General features: G+C 49.1%; 19 protein-coding genes and 1 pseudogene. 3 read left to right on the forward strand and 17 right to left on the reverse strand.

Going from position 1 to position 18456, the window contains the following annotated elements:
* Positions 1–323: 323 nt before the first annotated feature.
* The 8 genes and pseudogenes from AOY24_RS18145 to AOY24_RS18185 form a co-directional block, all read right to left on the reverse strand.
* Positions 324–608 carry a type II toxin-antitoxin system RelE/ParE family toxin gene (locus AOY24_RS18145; protein ID WP_054177114.1) on the reverse strand — a complete coding sequence of 95 codons (285 nt, stop codon included), beginning with the start codon at positions 606–608 and terminating at the stop codon, positions 324–326.
* Positions 605–892, reverse strand: coding sequence for a hypothetical protein (locus AOY24_RS18150; RefSeq protein WP_054177115.1), 288 nt, complete (start codon positions 890–892; stop codon positions 605–607). The genes AOY24_RS18145 and AOY24_RS18150 overlap by 4 nt, the downstream gene beginning before the upstream one ends.
* A 475-nt stretch (positions 893–1367) precedes the next feature.
* On the reverse strand, positions 1368–2330 hold the full coding sequence (locus AOY24_RS18155; RefSeq protein ID WP_054177116.1) for a site-specific integrase: 963 nt from the start codon (positions 2328–2330) through the stop codon (positions 1368–1370).
* A gap of 120 nt (positions 2331–2450) precedes the next feature.
* Positions 2451–3131 (reverse strand): annotated as a pseudogene (locus tag AOY24_RS18160) (ash family protein); the annotation flags it as partial.
* A gap of 64 nt (positions 3132–3195) precedes the next feature.
* Positions 3196–4581, reverse strand: coding sequence for a TraI domain-containing protein (locus AOY24_RS18165; RefSeq protein WP_054177118.1), 1386 nt, complete (start codon positions 4579–4581; stop codon positions 3196–3198).
* Between the two features lie 453 nt (positions 4582–5034).
* On the reverse strand, positions 5035–5568 hold the full coding sequence (locus tag AOY24_RS25040; RefSeq protein ID WP_152967211.1) for a hypothetical protein: 534 nt from the start codon (positions 5566–5568) through the stop codon (positions 5035–5037).
* 54 nt (positions 5569–5622) lie between these two features.
* Positions 5623–6733, reverse strand: a protein-coding gene (locus AOY24_RS25045) for an IS3 family transposase (protein ID WP_152967212.1) whose coding sequence is annotated in 2 segments (ribosomal slippage) — positions 5623–6481 and positions 6480–6733 — 1113 coding nt in all. Because the reading frame shifts where the segments join, the coding sequence is not laid out codon by codon here.
* A 169-nt stretch (positions 6734–6902) separates the two neighbouring features.
* Positions 6903–7442, reverse strand: a complete 540-nt coding sequence (locus AOY24_RS18185; RefSeq protein ID WP_054177143.1) for a hypothetical protein — start codon at positions 7440–7442, stop codon at positions 6903–6905.
* Between the two features lie 504 nt (positions 7443–7946).
* Here AOY24_RS18185 and AOY24_RS25435 point away from each other — a divergent pair.
* Positions 7947–8099: a replication initiation protein gene (locus AOY24_RS25435; RefSeq protein WP_231912847.1), complete on the forward strand. Its 153-nt coding sequence runs from the start codon at positions 7947–7949 to the stop codon at positions 8097–8099.
* 34 nt (positions 8100–8133) lie between these two features.
* Positions 8134–8208: a hypothetical protein gene (locus tag AOY24_RS25580; RefSeq protein ID WP_287118096.1), complete on the forward strand. Its 75-nt coding sequence runs from the start codon at positions 8134–8136 to the stop codon at positions 8206–8208.
* A gap of 665 nt (positions 8209–8873) precedes the next feature.
* On the opposite strand, the gene gss is transcribed toward AOY24_RS25580, so the two are convergent.
* Positions 8874–10733 (reverse strand): bifunctional glutathionylspermidine amidase/synthase, encoded by a 1860-nt coding sequence (gss, locus tag AOY24_RS18190; protein WP_054177121.1) that lies wholly within the window; start codon positions 10731–10733, stop codon positions 8874–8876.
* Between the two features lie 195 nt (positions 10734–10928).
* On the opposite strand from gss, the gene yghU reads away from it, so the two are divergent.
* Positions 10929–11795 (forward strand): glutathione-dependent disulfide-bond oxidoreductase, encoded by an 867-nt coding sequence (gene yghU / locus AOY24_RS18195; RefSeq protein WP_042998136.1) that lies wholly within the window; start codon positions 10929–10931, stop codon positions 11793–11795.
* Positions 11796–11835: 40 nt separating this feature from the next.
* Here yghU and hybG read toward each other — a convergent pair whose 3' ends face one another.
* The 8 genes from hybG to hybO are packed head-to-tail and all read right to left on the reverse strand — an operon-like array spanning position 11836 to position 18399.
* Complete coding sequence (hybG, locus tag AOY24_RS18200) at positions 11836–12084, reverse strand: hydrogenase maturation factor HybG (RefSeq protein WP_042998137.1); 249 nt, start codon at positions 12082–12084, stop codon at positions 11836–11838.
* A 30-nt stretch (positions 12085–12114) separates the two neighbouring features.
* Complete coding sequence (gene hypA, locus AOY24_RS18205; protein WP_042324177.1) at positions 12115–12456, reverse strand: hydrogenase maturation nickel metallochaperone HypA; 342 nt, start codon at positions 12454–12456, stop codon at positions 12115–12117.
* Positions 12449–12937: a hydrogenase-2 assembly chaperone gene (gene hybE / locus AOY24_RS18210; RefSeq protein WP_042998138.1), complete on the reverse strand. Its 489-nt coding sequence runs from the start codon at positions 12935–12937 to the stop codon at positions 12449–12451. Before hybE ends, hypA begins: the two co-directional genes overlap by 8 nt.
* Positions 12930–13424: a HyaD/HybD family hydrogenase maturation endopeptidase gene (locus AOY24_RS18215; RefSeq protein ID WP_054177122.1), complete on the reverse strand. Its 495-nt coding sequence runs from the start codon at positions 13422–13424 to the stop codon at positions 12930–12932. Before AOY24_RS18215 ends, hybE begins: the two co-directional genes overlap by 8 nt.
* Positions 13424–15127 carry a hydrogenase 2 large subunit gene (gene hybC, locus AOY24_RS18220; protein WP_042998140.1) on the reverse strand — a complete coding sequence of 568 codons (1704 nt, stop codon included), beginning with the start codon at positions 15125–15127 and terminating at the stop codon, positions 13424–13426. The genes AOY24_RS18215 and hybC overlap by 1 nt, the downstream gene beginning before the upstream one ends.
* Positions 15124–16302 carry a Ni/Fe-hydrogenase cytochrome b subunit gene (gene hybB, locus AOY24_RS18225; RefSeq protein ID WP_042998141.1) on the reverse strand — a complete coding sequence of 393 codons (1179 nt, stop codon included), beginning with the start codon at positions 16300–16302 and terminating at the stop codon, positions 15124–15126. Before hybB ends, hybC begins: the two co-directional genes overlap by 4 nt.
* Positions 16292–17278, reverse strand: coding sequence for a hydrogenase 2 operon protein HybA (gene hybA, locus AOY24_RS18230; protein ID WP_042998142.1), 987 nt, complete (start codon positions 17276–17278; stop codon positions 16292–16294). Before hybA ends, hybB begins: the two co-directional genes overlap by 11 nt.
* 2 nt (positions 17279–17280) lie before the next feature.
* Positions 17281–18399, reverse strand: a complete 1119-nt coding sequence (gene hybO / locus AOY24_RS18235) for a hydrogenase 2 small subunit (RefSeq protein ID WP_054177123.1) — start codon at positions 18397–18399, stop codon at positions 17281–17283.
* Between the last annotated feature and the right edge of the window lie 57 nt (positions 18400–18456).

An 18456-nucleotide genomic window follows, 5' to 3' on the forward strand; every position in this document is an offset into this window, starting at 1 on the left:
TTTACTGGATTATTAAATAACCAGAACAATATAAAAATAAAAAGACCTAACAATAATGAAACAAGACAATATTGAAGAAAAAATTTAAACGCAAAAACAAGGATCCTTACCATTCCTTTTTTTACAGATCTTGAATCATTGTTTCCACTCATTACCATAACTTCATCAATATCTTAATATTATGATTTTCTTCAGTATATATTAAACTATGAGCAAATGTTAGCCATTAACTTTAGTTTACTTAATTACGCATAATCAATTGATTTTATTAAAAATATCTTCAGGCTCTTTAGTTCAGCAGCATAAGAGTGCTGAATCATGGCTTAAACCATAGGCCACTCGCGAAAGGTAGTGACTAGTGCCAGTATCCATACAATACCCTTATCGGTATCGATCTCATAAACCAGACGATAATGGTGATGCGGATACACTTCGCGAGTACCGACAATCCGACCAGGAACCCCCATTTCCGGTTGCTCCTCCAGGCTACTGGCAGTTCTGCTAAAACGTGAATCCATATCAACGGCAGCAACCGGATTATCCACGACAATGTAGTCCCATATATCAATACGGTCCTGCTCGGCTTCAGGTGTCCACAAAACGATCACAATCCTGGATGTCCTTTCGTAACCTGAGCACGGCGTTGTGCAAATGCAGCTTCTACATCGTCATTTGTACGCCCACGAGCACTCTGTACAGACTGACGAGCCACTTCAACTTTGCGTTGAAGGTAAGCCTCATGATCACGGAATTTTCTGCGTTGTTCGATATACCCCCGCATTAATTCGCGAATAACCTGAGCAGCAGGACGGTCTTCAGCCGCGGCTTCAGCCATGAACGTATCACGCAGCTCAGGTTCCAGTTTCATCGTAAAAACAGCTTTTGTTGTCATATGCCCCCCTGTAAAGATATATGAAGTATATACCAAAGCATTACTATTATGTAATTATGTTTTATACCAGATTCGATTCTTTTTTGATAATCATGAAGAATCGAACCGGGGGAACGTAGGAGGATGTACAGGTATACACTTTGATTTAAAAGATAAAATGAGGGTCAACACATGGGTCTTGACAACTAAGCCAATGTGAATTTATGATTAAAAACAGTTCACTAAATAGCTGAATGTTCCCGAGTCCGGGCACCACTATTCAAAGCCGGTTGGTCAGCTTTGCAAGATGCAATCCTGACGGACACGAAAGCGAGCCAGACAAAACTCGATGTAACGCCGTTACTTGTGCTTGAAAAGGCTCTTGAGAAACAGACTTGTTTGCCGCAAGTCTGTTTTTTCGCGTCTGATATTTGCAATAAATCTTTTCAATGTCAAACAATGTAAGTATTTGACGACATTCCTGAAGTCTTCCTCACTACATCAATTCGGTTTCCAGTATATCCCGCAGGCTATCCACACTTTCATCAATGTATTCCAGTGTCGATGTGATGCTGACATGGCCCAGCAGTTTCTTCACCGCGTACAAATTGCGTTCAGGTGATTTCATCATGTGTGTTGCCACCGTATGCCGGAATCTGTGTGGCGTGATCGTAAACTTACACTCCCGGGACAAGCGGCGAAAGAACGCTCTCAGCGGGTACTCGTTCATCACCTCCGGGTACTTACTCTTTCTCATCAGGTCAAACCAACCCACATTAAATACCTGATCACCCGGCTCCATCCCAGCCTCCCCGGCTTTCCTCACCAGTTCCTCCAGCGATGGATACAACGACGAGACAATCGGAACCCGATGCTCGCGATGGTTTTTCGCCCCCTCAATATTCAGATCAATCCATTTTTCTTCAAGGTTAATATCACCCAACCGGATATGCAGGAGCTGGTTTTGCCGTATCGCGGTATAACGAAAAACATTCACCGCCGTCAGCCAGAACCACGCTGGAAGTAACGCATTTCTGCGACCGTTGAACATACCGCTATTCCCCTTCCCTGTCTCAGCATCCAGATATTGCTCCATCAATCGGTACATCGAGTTCATTTGCGTCTGTGTCAGCGTCTTCTTCTTTTTCGTGCCCGGGCGAACGACCGCGCCATTAAAGGGATTTTCAGCCTGCGGCAACAGCCCCTGCTTAATGCCAAAATTAAACAACGCCCTCATGTGAGCAACTTTATTATTCCACGTTCGGGTCGCGCAGTTCTGGTCATTCAGCACCATATGACGCCATTTCAGTACCGTCAGGTGATCGATCTTCGTAGGGTTAAACGATGTGAATCCTTCGAATGAGCGAACTACTTTCTGGTAGCTCCACTCCGTCGCCGGTCGTAATGATTTGCTGTAAAAATACTGTTCAGTAAGAAGCCCAAAGGAAACGCCATCCATAAGAATATCCTTATACAACAATAAGTAACAAGTTACCTTCAGGATTGTTATCGCCTGTAAAAATCTTACTGGCAAGTGTCAGATGCAAGCTCATCCAACAGTATCCCCTGTCCTGGTACATCATGCGGCTACCTCATCGATAAACTTCACCCCCTCAGCAGTGCGTATCCAGCGTGGGGCTTTCATTTCCGCTGCGAAATGGTGGATCAGGTCAAACAATAGCCAGCTAAGGTATTTCTCCGTTTCAGAGGAAAACCCCTGCCCGGAAAGTGTTTGCGTCAGAGCGAGGCAATACTGGCAAACCTCAGTGCATTCAGGCCCGAAACCAGAAGAACGGGCAGGAAGAGTATCAACAGTCAGACTTTCAACGAGATGGGGAGGGACAGGTTCTAACAACGTGGGTTGCAACAACGTCAGGCAGGTGTTGATCCTGCCACAGAGCGCCATTTTCAGCACCGGGTCATCGCATTCAATCAGCGCTTCAGCAAAGTTTTCGCAGTGCTCAGCTAACACCGTGAAATCGGTGGTAGAGCTGAAAGGAATAGTGAGCAACTGGTGAGTCTGGTCGAGGGTTGTAGCCATAAGGCAGCCTCCAGTGAGTACCAACTTATACCCACCACCTGAGAGGTCAATCTCATGGGTGGTGGAACCGGACAGGGTTGACCTTACCGGCCTCACTGACACCGGCGCATCTTTCGACGCCCCCGCCCGGCCCACCATTGAGATGTAGCAAAGCGAACGACACAAGAAACGCCTTGTGTCGTCAGTGAAGTGTTTCAGGAGGTCAATCCCGGCCCCTGATTTTGCAGGTGCGGGTAGAAGATACCGCGATTGATTAACATCAGCAAGAGAGGGGTTCGGATAACTATTCTTTTAAAACAATCAGTAGCGGATTATCGCCAGGGTTGTTATCACCCGTAAAAATCTTACTGACAGTCACCAGGTAACCACTCAATTTCTGGAAACGCCCTGCCCTCTGTTCATCCTGATACAACTGACAGGTATACATTGTGCCATTGTCCTGCCGGTGATGCCCCAGTCGCTCAAACGCTTTCTGAAGTCTGGCTTTATCCTCCACCGCCGCATTCGTCTCTGTCAGAAACTGGTGAAAAATCCCAGGCGCACGCAGGAAAACATAACCAGCGACCAGATGAATCCGACCGTCAGGTTTGTTCGGAATCAGACTGCCAGAACGACATCCCGTGACCAGCCATTGCCAGAATGCCTCTCCGGGATCGTTCAACTCGGCGGATGGCGTGATTTCTCCGATTTCTGTTGCATCAACGCTGGCAAAGCCCATCATTGCCAGTAACGTATCAGTATCATCCGCTTCCTCTTGCCCACCTTGTAATACCAGAGCTGCATCCGTTGCAGGAGCAGGTTCGGCTGCCAGAAGAATTTCGTCTTCGGAATACGACGCAACCAGCTCCCGCGCATCATCAGCTAATCTGGACAGCAACGAGTCACTCTGCAATGATTCAGCCGGAACCGGAACTATTGCCGCCGGTGCAACCAGTGTTTTACTTTCTGGCGCTCCGGCAGTGAGGCGAATAGCTTCAGACACAATGGCATTGACCACACCCGACTGCGCCCGAAAGCCGGTCAGATATGTTGACAGGGTCTTGATGGCTTCCGGCCAGTTACTCAACCAGCCAATCGCTTCAGGAGGAATAATTTTCCACGCCAGCATTGCGCCAAAACTTTGCCGCCGTTCCGGAGACTGTTCCGGCGCAAAACGAATGCGATAAGGTTCTGGAGGTGCGTCCAGCAGAGGACACCAACGTTTACCGTTCTCCAGCTCAACGTGGAGGTGGCATAGATACTCAAGTGAAGGCAACATGGCCGCATAGACCACCACCGCATTCCAGGCCGCGCTTTGTGCCGCCTGTTCTTCAGGCGGAGCGCCAACCGGTAACATGTAGCTTTTCGACAACCGCGCCGCATACGACACAGTTTCCAGCATATAGTCAGCCATCCCCCCGGCACGGGCATATGGCCCACTTTCCGTAAGAGGAAATTGTTGCATCAGCATCACGCAATGCTCCAGCGGAGCAAGGTAATACTGGCTATACATATCTTTCGGCAGGGACGAATAATCCCAGAGTGATTGCAGCCACTGTTGACGGCGGGTCGTTGCCAGCAGTTCACTGGCGTTCATGGACCGGAAGTAGCCCGAGGGCAAAGAGGATTTTATTACTTCAGCTGTCGGGCGCAAACGCCCTGAACGAAGAAAAATTTTCAGATTTAGCATAGCGAAAACCGGTAAGGAGGAAAATTCCGCTACGTTAATCTTTCAATCCAAAAGAACAATAAAAAATTATCTATAAACTAAATTAATTTTTCAATGTCATCCGAAGATATTTTTGACAAGAGCAATAAGGTGCATTCTTTATCCAAAATCACGCATCCAGTTAACCCCCTCATAAAATATATGCTTAACATTATTTGAGCTCTACTTTCTGCGTTGATTTTACAAAATTGAACACTCCCCTACAAAATTTCATCAGTAAGAAGGCTATTTCTTGATAAACACTAAAATAGGAATAAAAATACACTACAGCACATGATTGACATCAACCATTTTTCTACAAAAATAATGCCAAATGGTATTAATATATCAAATTACCAAATAGGCAATGCCTTGACATTGCCATGCCCAATATTTAAATTAAGAAAGTAAAAACATTTATAATTATCAGATAACTTAAACATCAATCCCTTTCAACTTAGTCTCCAGCATCACAAACTGCTTCTCATGGGTATAATTAAGAGTGTTGTTTAGCAATGTTTCGAGGACATTTGTCTTATTGTAGAAGTTATCAATTGTGCCTAATCTAATTTCACGTTCTCCATTTTTTTCTACTCCCTTGCACTCCTTACCAATTCTAGCCATTTCTAAACCGTATAATTTATCGCGATACATCTTTAGCATTGGGTATACGTAATTATTATACAGCACATGTCCCTGAATGAATTGATACGCCGTTTCAGGTAGCATGCCTTTACTATTCAACTGAGTAACAAAACTATTATAAGCAGCGTGCTCATTAGGTTTTAAAGCATAATCATTTAAAAAACGAGAAAGTCTTAAATTTAATTCATCGAAGAATGTGTTATTTTCCTTTAAGGTCCTTTTATTAAGTAACTTGTATCTGCCGGGAATTTTTATTGAATTCCAAAATATCCCATCCTCATGTTCAAAAGGTACACAATTATGTCTAAACAAGTGTAAAGTCAAAGGTTCATATATCTGAGTCGAAAATTTAATTAAAACATTGTAAATAGACCCGTTTTAGTTCCAGGCATTTTTTGAGATCCCGGCCAAATAATGGTGTTGTCGATATTCCTCTGGCGTCATATTGTTCAGTGATTCATGCGGGCGTTCACAGTTATATTCTGACACCCATCTTGCCGTGATTTCCCGCACTTCATTCAGCGTTCTGAACAGATAAAAATCGAGTATTTCTGTACGGTATGTTCGGTTAAAGCGCTCAATAAAAGCATTCTGCGTCGGCTTACCCGGCTGAATAAATTCCAGTTTTACTGCATGTTGCTCTGCCCATTCAGCCAGTACAAGTGAGATAAATTCCGGACCATTATCCATGCGTAGCATGACCGGATAGCCGCGATTTGCCGCGATCCTGTCGAGTACACGGACCACGCGCAGAGCTGGCAGATTCAGATCGATTTCAATCGACAACGCCTCACGGTTAAAGTCATCAACGACATTGAACGTGCGAAAACGACGACCACAGACCAGGGCATCATGCATAAAATCGACAGACCAGCTTTGGTTCAGCGCTTCCGGTGTGGCCAGTGGCGAGGGATTACGCACTGGCAACCGTTGTTTGCCTTTACGGCGAAAATTCAGCTTTAGCAGACAATAAATACGATGGATCCTTTTGTGATTCCACGGGTATCCCTGCCGCCGCAGAACCTGGAAAAGTTTTGGAAAACCGTACTGTGGGTATCGCTCTGCCATTGCCTGCAACGCGACAATAACGGGTTCGTCACGCGTGGTATCCGGACGGTAATGGTAAACCGTTCTGCTCAGGTTCAGACTCCGGCAGGTCTGACGGATACTGAGTCCAGATGTCATTATCAGATGAGTGACCAGCTCACGCTTAAAGGCTGGCTTTATAGCTTTTTTCGATAACATCTTTCAGCGCCCGGTTCTCAAGGCTCAGGTCGGCAAACATCTGTTTGAGACGCCGATTCTCGTCCTCAAGATCCTTGATCTTTTTAATATCAGAAGCCTCCATGCCGCCGTATCTGGACTTCCAGTTGTAGTAGGTAGCTTCAGATATACCGGCCTCCCGGCAGACATCCTTAACAGTTCGTCCGGCTTCAACCGATTTAATGACGGCAATGATCTGATGCTCAGTAAAACGGGCTTTACGCATAGCGATCTCCTTTGTTGGCAGATTGATTATGCCGGAGGATCTCTAAATGTGAATGGCACGATTATGCGGGATACTTACAGTATAAACTTGTAATGGATGATGGTTCACGTAGTGGGCCATCACCCTGTTAGAAAGATTTTTATTTTTTTCATGGCGCGAGAATATTTGTTTATCGATCAATGAGTCTCACTTGCCGGACTTCATAAACGAACTCTGGTTCATTTATATATTGTATAGCTATATCCCAAAGTGGATGAGTCCTGTCATTTAGGTTTTCCGCAAGTACCTTGATTTCTTCCGGCGCGTCGTCTCGGAAATATCCTTTTTTATCTTTGTTCTTATCATAACTGACTCCTGTTATCTCGAACTTTAATGGCTTTACGCGCTTAGATTTTTGTTGCTCTATGTCTTTGTGCGCGGTTTCCCATGTTAAGGCGCGAACCATCAAGTAATAGCTATGCTCATCAAACCTGCTATTTATGATGTATGAAGATTTCGGTGGATATTGTGGGTGAATTTTCCTCTTGTATAGCCCACCCGTGACAAACTTGAAGTGCAGATCGTCTGATGACATCTCATAGCGTCGACAGTTAGATATGTCTATCCAATATCCTTTTGATTGAGCCAAATTTTTTTTCACAAAGAGGATTGCACAGGCTTCCTCGGTATGAGCATATTCGCGGTATCTTTTAAGGAGTAAGTTATCCATGTGTGAGCCAACCTCGAAGTATTCATATTGCATAAATTTTAGTGTCTTTGAGACTATATAACATATGCACACATCTTCTTGTCAAGATAATAAATATTAATTTTTACAGATCTAGTTTTACTTTATTTCTTATTAGTACCATAACCATAACGTATCTTTAGACTATAAAGATAGCCTCACTGAATAACATTTACAACCAAATAACACACAATATCTGATATGGCTTTTAGTCACTTGACAAAAACTTTAAATGTATTATTGATTTATTAATGAGCATAAATATAAAAATAAAGCTCCTGTTTTGATAGCCGCCAAACAATTACAAAAAGGAGCACTAAAGGAAGGTAAAATGTTGTTTGAAGATAATATCTTTAATATGGAAAACTATAAAAGTCAAATACAAAAATACGCATTATGCTGCGATGACTTCAATGATGGTGTATATAGAAACCTAAAAGAAAGGGCGTTATTAAAAAATATATAGGGTTTAATAACAGATGGTTTGTGAATGGTTTTGTTTTCGACATAGACCATGATAATGGCGCAATCGTCTGGGATCTTGTAGGTTTACCGAAGCCTGACACGATAATACAGAGTACAAAAAATGGTCATGCGCATTTGCTCTATGCCTTAAAAAAGTCCAGTTCTAAAAACTGACTCGACAAGAATAAAACCGTTAAAGCTGGCATCAATTGTTCAATGTGGGTTTACAGAAAGATTAGATGCTGACAGAGCGTATGCAGATATTTTAATGAAAATCCTTTAAATACTAAAGAATGGCATACAACGTGGACAGATACTACGGCATATGACTTAAGCTATTTAGCTGATTTTGTTCATGATACTGTTAAGATAAAATTCTCAGAAAAAGCAAGTATAAAACTGAATGGAAAAATGTTTGCATTAAAGCGGACACAATCAGATAAAACCACATCTACTTTCAAAAACAATGATATTTCGATTACGACGATACAATCTTCATTACAAAAATCAAATATGGAAGAAGAAGGTAACGATGTCAAATTAAGCATCACCATCAGGGCAAGAAACAGTGAGAAGAAATTTTATCTGTCTGGATACTGTGGTATTTAGAAGAGTGCGTTAAGCATTCTCTTTCACATTAAACAGCCTACTGCGTCATTACAATTCCACTACCCAACTTAATAACTAAACATCGTCTATGACCAAATACCTTCTGGATAATAAAGAGAGCAGATTATGGTTTTTGAAAAACCAAAGGTTAGGAAAGTATTATTCAGATGACAAAATTAGTGTGCCACAACAACCGCAAATCGACAGTACTGAGAACCAGGTTGAGAAGCAAAAAAATCCGTAATCCCTGGGAGATTACGGATTTTTACACATCGACTGCATCGGTCAGCTTTCGGCTTTAGAAACATGCTCCGGCTATAACCGTATCCTGCTGAGAGCTCACCCCTTCACCACAATCAACGGTTCAATGTCGCTCTCTTTCTTAATAACCAGCGATTCGTCGCCACGCAGGCAGGTGCCGCCGTAGTTGCCGCCAACGGTAAAAGTGCACACCTGAATATACTTACCGGCAACGTTTGGCAGACACCATAATTGCTGATAAATGTTCTTCTGTGCAGCAAATTTCCCGCTGGTTTTGTCCAGCAGCTCTTCCTGATGGCTGACCAGGTCGATATTGCTGCCACAGCGACCCGCAATCGGTTTCACCGCATAACCGGTTTGCGCCAGTTCATCATTGACGACAAAATCGGTATCCAGCAGATAGCGGTGGTGCGGGAAAAGTTGCCACAGGATCGGCAGGATCGCTTTGTTACCCGGGATCACCGTCCACAGCGGCTCAAAGACCAGCACTTCCGGGCGCAGTAGCACATCGATCAACCGCACATCCTGATGGGTATGTCCGGTACGAATCGGCACGGCGGCATACTCGGTTTCGCTGACTTCACGCACCTGCTCAATCGCCGTTTCCCATGCCCAGGTTTTCCAGACGCAGTTAACCAGGCGTCCTTCACCATCAATGAGTTGTCCGGCATCGTCCCAGCGCAGTTCATCCAGCCCACGCAGGATCTTACTTTCAAACCCGGCCTGATGCAGCGCCTGCTGCATAAACTGGGCATGATAGTTCTCCTCAATATCCTTATCCTGCATGATGTGCACGAATGGACGCGCGTGGCTGTGTTTCCAGGCCCCCGCCAGCTCATTGAGCAGACCTTCCGCCGGGTTATGTCCTTTACCGGTATAGCCCTGCTCCGCCCAGCGTTCGAGGATTAGCCCCGCCTCGGTATGGCACGACGCGGAATCGGCGTTGTATTCGTACACTTTCAACCCGCGCTCATCCATACAGAAATCCATACGACCGGTGATCATATGGTGGCGACGGCGCTGCCATGAGAGACGCAAACGCGGCCAGAGGATTTTGGGAATGTCGAACAGCGCCAGCAGATTGTCGTCTTTCAGCACCTTGTCTGTAGCGTGCAGATACATCAGATGCAGCTCGTTGGTCGCTTTGATCAACTCCTGTTCGGCACTCTCGGTCATTGTGAAATACTGATACGGATCCTGATTGATCACGTGACCGTTCGCTGTCACATAGGCTTTTTGCAGCGGATCCTGTTCATCCAGCCATTTACCGTCAAACTGGCCGTTTTCTTCCAGTCTTGCCGCGCCAATCTTCAGCGAATCATTGGCGATCTCCGGCTGTGGCAGGCTGTGCCGGGTATCGTCGGTCTGGATCATCCAGCCCAGAATAGTAGTGTCGTCAAAGGTGTCTTTCAGGGTATAGCAGCCATTTTCCACCACCATCTCCAGCTCACGCGTCCACTGCTGTCCGGGAGGAAGCGGCGTGTGAATGACGTTCTGCTCGGCAATGCGGATTTTGTTATCCAGCAATTGAGTGATAATCGCGACATGGCCGGTGTCTTTAAATTCTCCGCCTTTCTGCCAGATCAGCAGCGCCCCGGCGACCGGTGCGCGAGGCGACCCGTTAGGAAACGCCTGTAGCGGCAGAATGTTGTCGTTCACCACTTCGCGCAGGAAACGCAACGAGAAAATCTCCCACGCCATGCCGACATCGGTGAACACCGCACCATAATTCAGGAAGAGGAAACGACGCGCGAATTCGACGCACTGCCATTTGTGGCCCATGTATTCGTTGTCGATGTAGCTGCGAAACGCGGCGTCATCGTCATAGTCCCGCGGGTCGAGGGAGCTGTAATCTGAAGAGTAGATCGCTACACCACCGGGGGCATAGCCCAATAATGTCCCGAACGGGGCATCCTGACTGGTCGTTCCTTTGCTCATGCACCTTACCTCAAAACTATACAGCTGGGCAGCTTCTGCTTGCCTGCCCTACACCGCCGACCATCATACACCTCAACGCAGCGGGTGCGTGCGCAACAACGAAAAATAGACAGGTGTAAATGTGCCGATCTGTTAAAGGTACGGATGGCGACCTGCTACACTGCTTCAACACAACCACTCAGAAGGCAGATCAACATGTCAGATAACACTTATCAGCCCGCGAAAGTCTGGACGTGGGAAAAATCCAATGGCGGTGCGTTCGCCAACATCAACCGTCCTGTCTCCGGTCCGACGCACGACAAAACGCTGCCGGTCGGTAAACATCCGCTTCAGCTCTATTCGCTGGGTACGCCGAACGGCCAGAAAGTCACCATCATGCTGGAAGAACTGCTGGCACAGGGAGTGAGCGGTGCGGAATATGATGCCTGGCTGATTCGCATTGGCGAAGGGGATCAGTTCTCCAGCGGCTTTGTGGAGGTGAATCCCAACTCGAAGATCCCGGCATTGCGCGATCATTCGCAAAATCCACCGGTGCGTGTGTTTGAGTCGGGCTCGATCCTGCTGTATCTGGCAGAAAAATATGGTTATTTCCTGCCACAGGATTTAGCAAAACGTACAGAGACATTGAACTGGCTGTTCTGGCTGCAGGGTGCAGCGCCCTTCCTCGGCGGTGGTTTCGGTCATTTCTACCACTACGCGCCGGTGAAGATTGAGTACGCGATCAACCGCTTTACGATGGAAGCCAAACGCCTGCTGGACGTGCTGGATAAACAGCTGGCGAATAACGCTTACGTGGCAGGCGATGAGTACACCATTGCCGATATGGCTATCTGGCCGTGGTTTGGCAACGTGGTGCTGGGCAATGTGTACGATGCGGCAGAATTCCTTGATGCGGGCAACTATAAAAATGTGCAGCGTTGGGCAAAAGAGATAGCGGAACGTCCGGCAGTTAAACGCGGGCGAATCGTGAACCGGACCAACGGACCGTTGAATGAGCAGCTTCATGAACGTCATGATGCCAGCGATTTCGAGACCAATACCGAAGATAAGCGTCAGAATTAACGCAAAAAAATGCCGGACAGAACCTATCCGGCATTCACTCTTATGCGCTGGTGACGTCGTACTCCATACGGCGTAGCGCATCCAGCGTGGCTTTGGCTTCTTCTTCATCGATGATGCTCATGGCAAACCCCACATGCACTAACACCCACTGCCCGACCAGTTCCGCAGGACTGCCTTCACAAATCAGCGCAATATTCACATCACGCTTGATGCCGCACACTTCCACCTGCGCAAGCTGGTGAATATCTTCACCGACGGCCAGAACCTGGCCTGGAACGCCTATACACATGTCTGACTCCGCCCCATGTCACATCATGGGTTATTCAACTTCAATACTTTTCACTTTCAGCGAATCGCCGGTATCAACACGCAGTCGGTCGCCATGACAACGCGGACATTGCGCATCGTGTTGGGTGATTTCAACCGCCTGACTGCAATCCCAGCACCATGCCTGCGCCGGTTTGTAATCGATGTGCAATTCACAGCCTTGCGCCACCGTCCCCTGGCAGACAATATCAAAACTAAAACGTACCGCGCTCTCTTCAACACAGGACAGCGCGCCAATCTCCAGCCACACGCCGGTGACGCGCTTTACGCCATGCTGTTCAGCCTGCTGTTGAATGATTTCAACCGCACTCTGGCAAAGAGACAGCTCATGCATTCTGCAAACCCCGACGCCCGAACAGCAGCGCGCGACGGCTTGTCTGCGGCGCATCCGGATCGCTGACCGGCAGCGACAACAGCATGCGCGCGCAGTCATCAGCCAGACGTACGCCCTCTTCAGACGACATACTGTGATTGAGCGGCGACATCAGCGAGCAGGAGAGGTATTGCGATACACCATCCAGTTCGCCCACCGTGAATGTCATCGTGCCATACGGCAGACGCAACCCAAGCTTTTCACTGACTTTACGCACTGGCCAGAGCTGGTCTGGTCCGGGGAAAATCAGTGCACTCAGCATCCACGGCGTAATCACACATCCCGTCCACTGCCCTTCAAACAATGTAAAGTCAGAGACATACACTGGCATATCAGGATGCAGAAAGGACAGATCGTGCATTGAACGCTGCGCAATCGCTTCAAACGCAGCCTGAACCTGTGCTTTCGGAGCAGTCTGGAACCCGGAAATCTCCTCAGACATGCGTCGCCTCCCGTGGGATCGCTTCAACGCCCGACTCACGCAGCGCAGCCAGAACCTGCGCAAGCGCAGGTTCAATCATCGCTTCAACCGTTAGCGTTAAACCAATATTCGGCTCCAGCGATTCCGGAATGACGCCAATGAGCGTCAATTTTTTCGGAAACTCGCCGGTAAAGCGAAGGGCCGACAGAACGTCGGCCAGGCCCAATTGATGCGGGGAGATTTTGTTGGTAAACAGCGCCGGCACTTCATCATCCCGCAGGACCATGATCGTACCCGGGGTGTTTTTTCTCGAGACAATGGCGTCCGCGATGATCAGATGATCCCGGTTCGCCATGTCGCCGAGCAACTCCATACCCGCCGTACCGCCATCGAGGATTTCAACGAAATCCGGCAATTCATATCGCTGCTCTAAGGCTTCAACGATACGAACGCCGATGGCTTCATCGGTCAGCAAAATATTGCCGACCCCTAAGACTAAAATCCGCATTACAGAACCTTCACAGAGACAACTTCGTTCCCGTCAGCGTCAACAACGTGTACCGCACACGCCATACAAGGATCGAAGGAGTGAATAGTACGTACTACTTCAAGCGGTTTTTCCGGATCGGCAATCGGCGTACCTACCAGCGACTGTTCGTACGGACCGACGTCATCGTTGAAGTTACGCGGGCCGGAGTTCCAGGTTGACGGTACAACCGCCTGATAGTTACTGATGATACCGTCTTTAATCACCATCCAGTGAGAAAGCATCCCGCGCGGTGCCTCAAGGAAGCCCACACCTTTAAATTCGCCTGTCGCCGGAATATTCGGTTTCACAAACGTGGTGTGGTCGCCCTTGCCAATATTGGCGATCAGCGCACTGTACTGATTCTGCAGGATACCCTGTAGTTCACAGCAGTGAACGGTACGACCAATAATACGCCCCAGCGTAGAGTGCAACTGCGCCACTTCCAGCGTTTTGCCCGTCAGCTTCTGATAAATCGCGATGATTTCATTCAGTTTCGCTTTCGTGGCCTCACGTCCGGACGCCAGTTTAACCAGCATATTCGCCAGCGGCCCCACTTCGACGGTTTTACCGTAGAAGGTCGGGGATTTCACCCATGAATATTTGCCATCATCCGACCAGCCGTTATATTCCGGAATGGTCGTCCCTTCCCACGGTGCCTGCGGAGCTTCGTCTTTATACCAGGCATGTTTGGCGCTCTCCTGGATCCCTTTGATCAGGTACTCGTCGGAGTGAGAGGAGATCGGACGATAGCTCGCCAGATCGGCATTCTCAATATAACCGCCAGGGAACAGGAAGCTGCCGTTTTTACCGTCGGTCGGGAATTCCGGTGCAGCCAGATAGTTAACCGCCCCCTTACCGCGCTCCAGCCATTCTGGATAGAACGCGGCGATAACCGCAGTATCGACCTTGTACACCTGTTCAACAAAGTCGCTCAGCTTGTCGATGAAAGACTTGATGTACATCAGGCGTTCCAGGTTCAGTACGCCCAGGCCGTCGAGGTTGATCGGGTTGGCAACGCCCCCCACCGCCAGGTTCTGGATGTGCGGCGTTTTACCGCCCAGCAGTGCCACCACGCGGTTAGCATCACGCTGGCATTCCAGCGCCTGCAGATAGTGAGCTACCGCAATCAGGTTCACTTCCGGCGGCAGTTTCATCGCCGGATGTCCCCAGTAACCGTTGGCGAAAATCCCCAACTGGCCGCTGGCGACCAGGTCTTTGATCTTGTTCTGAACTTTCGTGAACTCTTCCGCGCTGTTCAGATGCCAGGTCGACACGCCGTTCAGCATCGCTGACGCTTTTGCCGGATCGGCTTTCAGCGCCGAGGTAATATCCACCCAGTCCAGCGCCGAAAGCTGATAGAAGTGAACGATATGGTCATGAGTGGTATGCGCTGAAAGAATGATGTTACGGATGTATTGTGCGTTAACCGGAACGTCAATGTTCAGCGCGCTTTCTGCCGCACGAACCGAGGAGATCGCGTGCGTAGTCGTACAAACGCCGCAAATACGTTGCACAATCATCCACGCATCACGCGGATCGCGATTTTTCACGATCTCTTCCATGCCGCGCCACATGGTACCGGAGGCCCATGCTTTTGATACAACGCCGTTTTCGATTTCGCAATCGATACGTAAGTGCCCCTCAATACGGGTTACGGGATCAATAGTAATTCTCTGGCTCATGCTTTGCTCGCCTCATGACGATTGTGATCGTTTTGTTTTAAAGGAGGAAGTATCGGCAGTAGACGAATGAGTACGATGTAAGCGCAAATCTCAATAGCCACAAAACCAATAGAAATCAACAGTTCTTCCCAGGTTGGGAAGTAGTGGTAACCGCCGCCTGGATTAAATGCCACCAGCGAATAGGACAGACGCCATGTCGCGCAACCCAGCAGCGCGCTGAGCGCAGACAGGTACAACATGCGTGAATCATTACGCCATTTAGCAACGCGCAGGACGACCAGCGGGAAGACCATCAGCACGACTTCAAGCCAGAACATTGCTGAGTAGAAATCGCCTGCAAAGGCATACGACAGCTTGCCCCGGTAAACCAGCTCACCAAAGCGCAGCACGACAAAAATCGCCAACATCACGCTGATGGTGTTCGTCAACTTGATGAACAGGTTCTTCTCATCCGGGCCTTTTCCTCTCAGGCCAGCCTGAACCAGAGAGCCTTCGAAGATGACGATCGAGAAGCCCATAATAAAGGCGGTCAATACCGAGAACAGCGGCAGCATTTCATAGCTTTGCCACAGCGGATGCACCTTGTAGCCTGCCGAGATCATCAGCGAGCCCATTGAGGACTGGTGCATGGTCGGCAACAGCGCTCCGAGAGCGATGATGAAGAACATCAGCTTATTCAGGCGTTTCAGCGACACCTTCCAGCCCAGACGTTCAAACAACGCAGGGGCAAATTCCAGCGCCATCACCCCAATGTAGATGGTCATACAGACCGCCGTCTCGAACAGAACCGAGTTCACGTTGAAGTGACCCGGAATGTAGAAGTACGGCAGGTTCCAGTAACGACCCACATCAATGGTAATCGACAAGCCACCCAGAGAATAACCAAACAGACTCGCCAGCAGCGCCGGACGCACCAGCGGATGGTATTGTCCCCGGTTGAAGACATACACCGCCCATGCCAGCGCCCAACCGCCACAGGCAAAGCCGGTGCCGATTAACAGGTCAAAGGCAATCCAGACGCCCCATGGGAAACCGCCGTTCAGATCGGAGACAGACCCCAATCCAAATACCAGACGCTTCACGATCAGGAGCATACAGAGGATGATTAACGGCCCGAAGATGATGACCGGTTTGCTGATAATTTTGCCGCCCAGCGGTTTAGGATCATGACTCATGATCGTCTCCTCCGTCGTGATGGTCGTTTTTGGTATTACGACGAACCAGCACGGTCAAGCCCGCCAGCACGGCCAGTGGTAGCATCATGCCTTTATACAGGGTGTGTTGAACATGTTCGGAACGCGCGCCGGTTGAAATCTCATCCAGCTTCGGCAGATCCAGATTCTCGTAAGGCACCCCGGTCAGTACCAGCACCTGAGTCCCACCGCCCTCTTTTTCACCGTAAAGATGTGGATAGTACTTCGGCACAGTATGCACGTAGGTATCGCCCGTTTTCAGGGTTTGACGCGGATAGTGGTATTCGCTGCCAGGCTTCAGCGCCAGACGCTTTTGCGCCTCGGCCATCAACTCTTCACGGGTACCAAAAATGACCGCACCGGCAGGACAAACCTCAACACAGCCCGGCAAGCCGCCCTTATCGAGACGCTCAACGCCTTTCTGGTTACACAATTCACATTTGTGAAGCGCACCAAACGGGTTGTTGTAGTCATACTTCGGCACGTTGTACGGACAGGCAACCATGCAGTAACGGCAGCCGGTACAAACGTCTTTGTTGTAATGAACGATGCCGGTTTTCGGATCTTTTTTCAGTGCGGAAACCGGGCAGACGGAAACGCAGTTGGGATCGACGCAGTGCATACATTGTTTCTTGATGTATGCATAGCCGTTCTCTTCCTGATCTTTATTCACGCCTGTACCGCTACGCCACACCTGAATGATGTTATTGGTGTACGGCGACAGTTTGTCGTTGTTCGACCAGGTCTGCTCCCCTTCCGGGTTACGCGCCGGGAAGTTGATATCCTGACACTTGGTCACACAGGCCTGACAGCCCACGCACAGCGTCGAGTCATACAACATACCCAGAGAACCGGGGATGGGCGGGCGATTTTCTGCAGCCGCGTGGCTGATAGACGGCGCAGCGCCTAACAGCAACGCCCCGCCGGAGGCTGCTTTGATAAAGTTACGTCTGTTCACGGTTATTCTCCCCGTGAGTCAGCGTTATCTTTCTTTTGCTGACGCCCCAGTTCACGTACCGCCATCACGCTGACGCCGGCTACCAGACCGACAACGCCGCCAAGCAACCCAATAGCGCCGGCAGAAATGTTGCCGCCCTCTTTCATGTTCACATCAGGTTTTTCGGAACGAGGTGTCTGATTTTCCACGTGAGCAAGTTGGTGAATGCCCTTATAGAAACCAACGCCTTCTTCGTTGCAGCCGTAGCATGGGTGACCAATCGCCACCGGCCAGACGCCGCCAACGTCGCAGAATTGCAGTGTGGAGCAGTTGCCCCAGGTCTCAGGCCCTTTACAGCCGAGGTGGTAGAGGCACCAGCCTTCGCGGTGACCTTCATCGCCGAACTCTTTCGCAAAGCGACCCGCATCGAAGTGCGGACGACGTTCGCAGTGCTCGTGAATCAGGCGGCCATAGGCGAAGGTCGGACGGTTTTTCGCATCCAGCTTCGGTGGCTTGCCCCAGGTGATGATATGGGCGACGGTCGCCAGGAAGTTATGCGGGTTCGGCGGACAGCCCGGAATGTTGATGATGGTTTTACCCGGCAGAACTTCCTGCAGGCCAACCGCACCGGTCGGGTTCACGCCAGCAGCGGCGACGCCGCCCCATGCAGCGCAGGAACCGATAGCGATAATTGCCGCCGCGCCTTCTGCCGCTTTGCGGATATGATCCACAATGGGCTCACCGGCAACCATGCAGTAAATACCGTTATCTTTTAGCGGGATGGAACCATCAACGACCAACACATACTGCCCTTTGTATTTCTCGAGCGCATTGTGTTTGTTCTCTTCAACCTGGTGGCCGAAGGCGGCGGAAAGCACCTCATGGTATTCCAGAGAGATGGTCTCCAGGACAAGGTTTTCTACCGTAGGGTGGGTCGCGCGAAGCAGGGATTCGGTACAGCCCGTGCATTCCTGAGCACCAATCCAGACAACCGGCGGGCGCTGCGGACGGGATACCGACTCAGCCATTTCGGCGGCGGCTTTGCTGCTGAGCCCCATTGTGGCGGCGAGTGCTGCACAAAGCTTCATGAAATCACGGCGGTTGACGCCATGGGAATTGATGAGAGTGTTATCTCCAGTCATTTTATAGTTATTCCGTTACGAAGACCTGGCTCTTATTTTGCATCAATCGCAAAACCG

It is taken from the genome of Citrobacter sp. CtB7.12, assembly GCF_001297795.1.
Lineage (GTDB): Bacteria > Pseudomonadota > Gammaproteobacteria > Enterobacterales > Enterobacteriaceae > Citrobacter_A > Citrobacter_A amalonaticus.

Excerpts from the sequence above, each read along its gene's own strand:
- AOY24_RS18215 (WP_054177122.1), bottom strand. The coding sequence starts at position 13,424 with ATGCGGATTTTAGTCTTAGGGGTCGGCAATATTTTGCTGACCGATGAA.
- hybC (WP_042998140.1), bottom strand. The coding sequence starts at position 15,127 with ATGAGCCAGAGAATTACTATTGATCCCGTAACCCGTATTGAGGGGCAC.
- AOY24_RS18165 (WP_054177118.1), bottom strand. The coding sequence starts at position 4,581 with ATGCTAAATCTGAAAATTTTTCTTCGTTCAGGGCGTTTGCGCCCGACA.
- hypA (WP_042324177.1), bottom strand. The coding sequence starts at position 12,456 with ATGCATGAGCTGTCTCTTTGCCAGAGTGCGGTTGAAATCATTCAACAG.
- hybB (WP_042998141.1), bottom strand. The coding sequence starts at position 16,302 with ATGAGTCATGATCCTAAACCGCTGGGCGGCAAAATTATCAGCAAACCG.
- hybG (WP_042998137.1), bottom strand. The coding sequence starts at position 12,084 with ATGTGTATAGGCGTTCCAGGCCAGGTTCTGGCCGTCGGTGAAGATATT.
- hybO (WP_054177123.1), bottom strand. The coding sequence starts at position 18,399 with ATGACTGGAGATAACACTCTCATCAATTCCCATGGCGTCAACCGCCGT.
- hybE (WP_042998138.1), bottom strand. The coding sequence starts at position 12,937 with ATGTCTGAGGAGATTTCCGGGTTCCAGACTGCTCCGAAAGCACAGGTT.
- AOY24_RS18150 (WP_054177115.1), bottom strand. The coding sequence starts at position 892 with ATGACAACAAAAGCTGTTTTTACGATGAAACTGGAACCTGAGCTGCGT.
- AOY24_RS18185 (WP_054177143.1), bottom strand. The coding sequence starts at position 7,442 with ATGGATAACTTACTCCTTAAAAGATACCGCGAATATGCTCATACCGAG.
- gss (WP_054177121.1), bottom strand. The coding sequence starts at position 10,733 with ATGAGCAAAGGAACGACCAGTCAGGATGCCCCGTTCGGGACATTATTG.
- AOY24_RS18155 (WP_054177116.1), bottom strand. The coding sequence starts at position 2,330 with ATGGATGGCGTTTCCTTTGGGCTTCTTACTGAACAGTATTTTTACAGC.
- yghU (WP_042998136.1), top strand. The coding sequence starts at position 10,929 with ATGTCAGATAACACTTATCAGCCCGCGAAAGTCTGGACGTGGGAAAAA.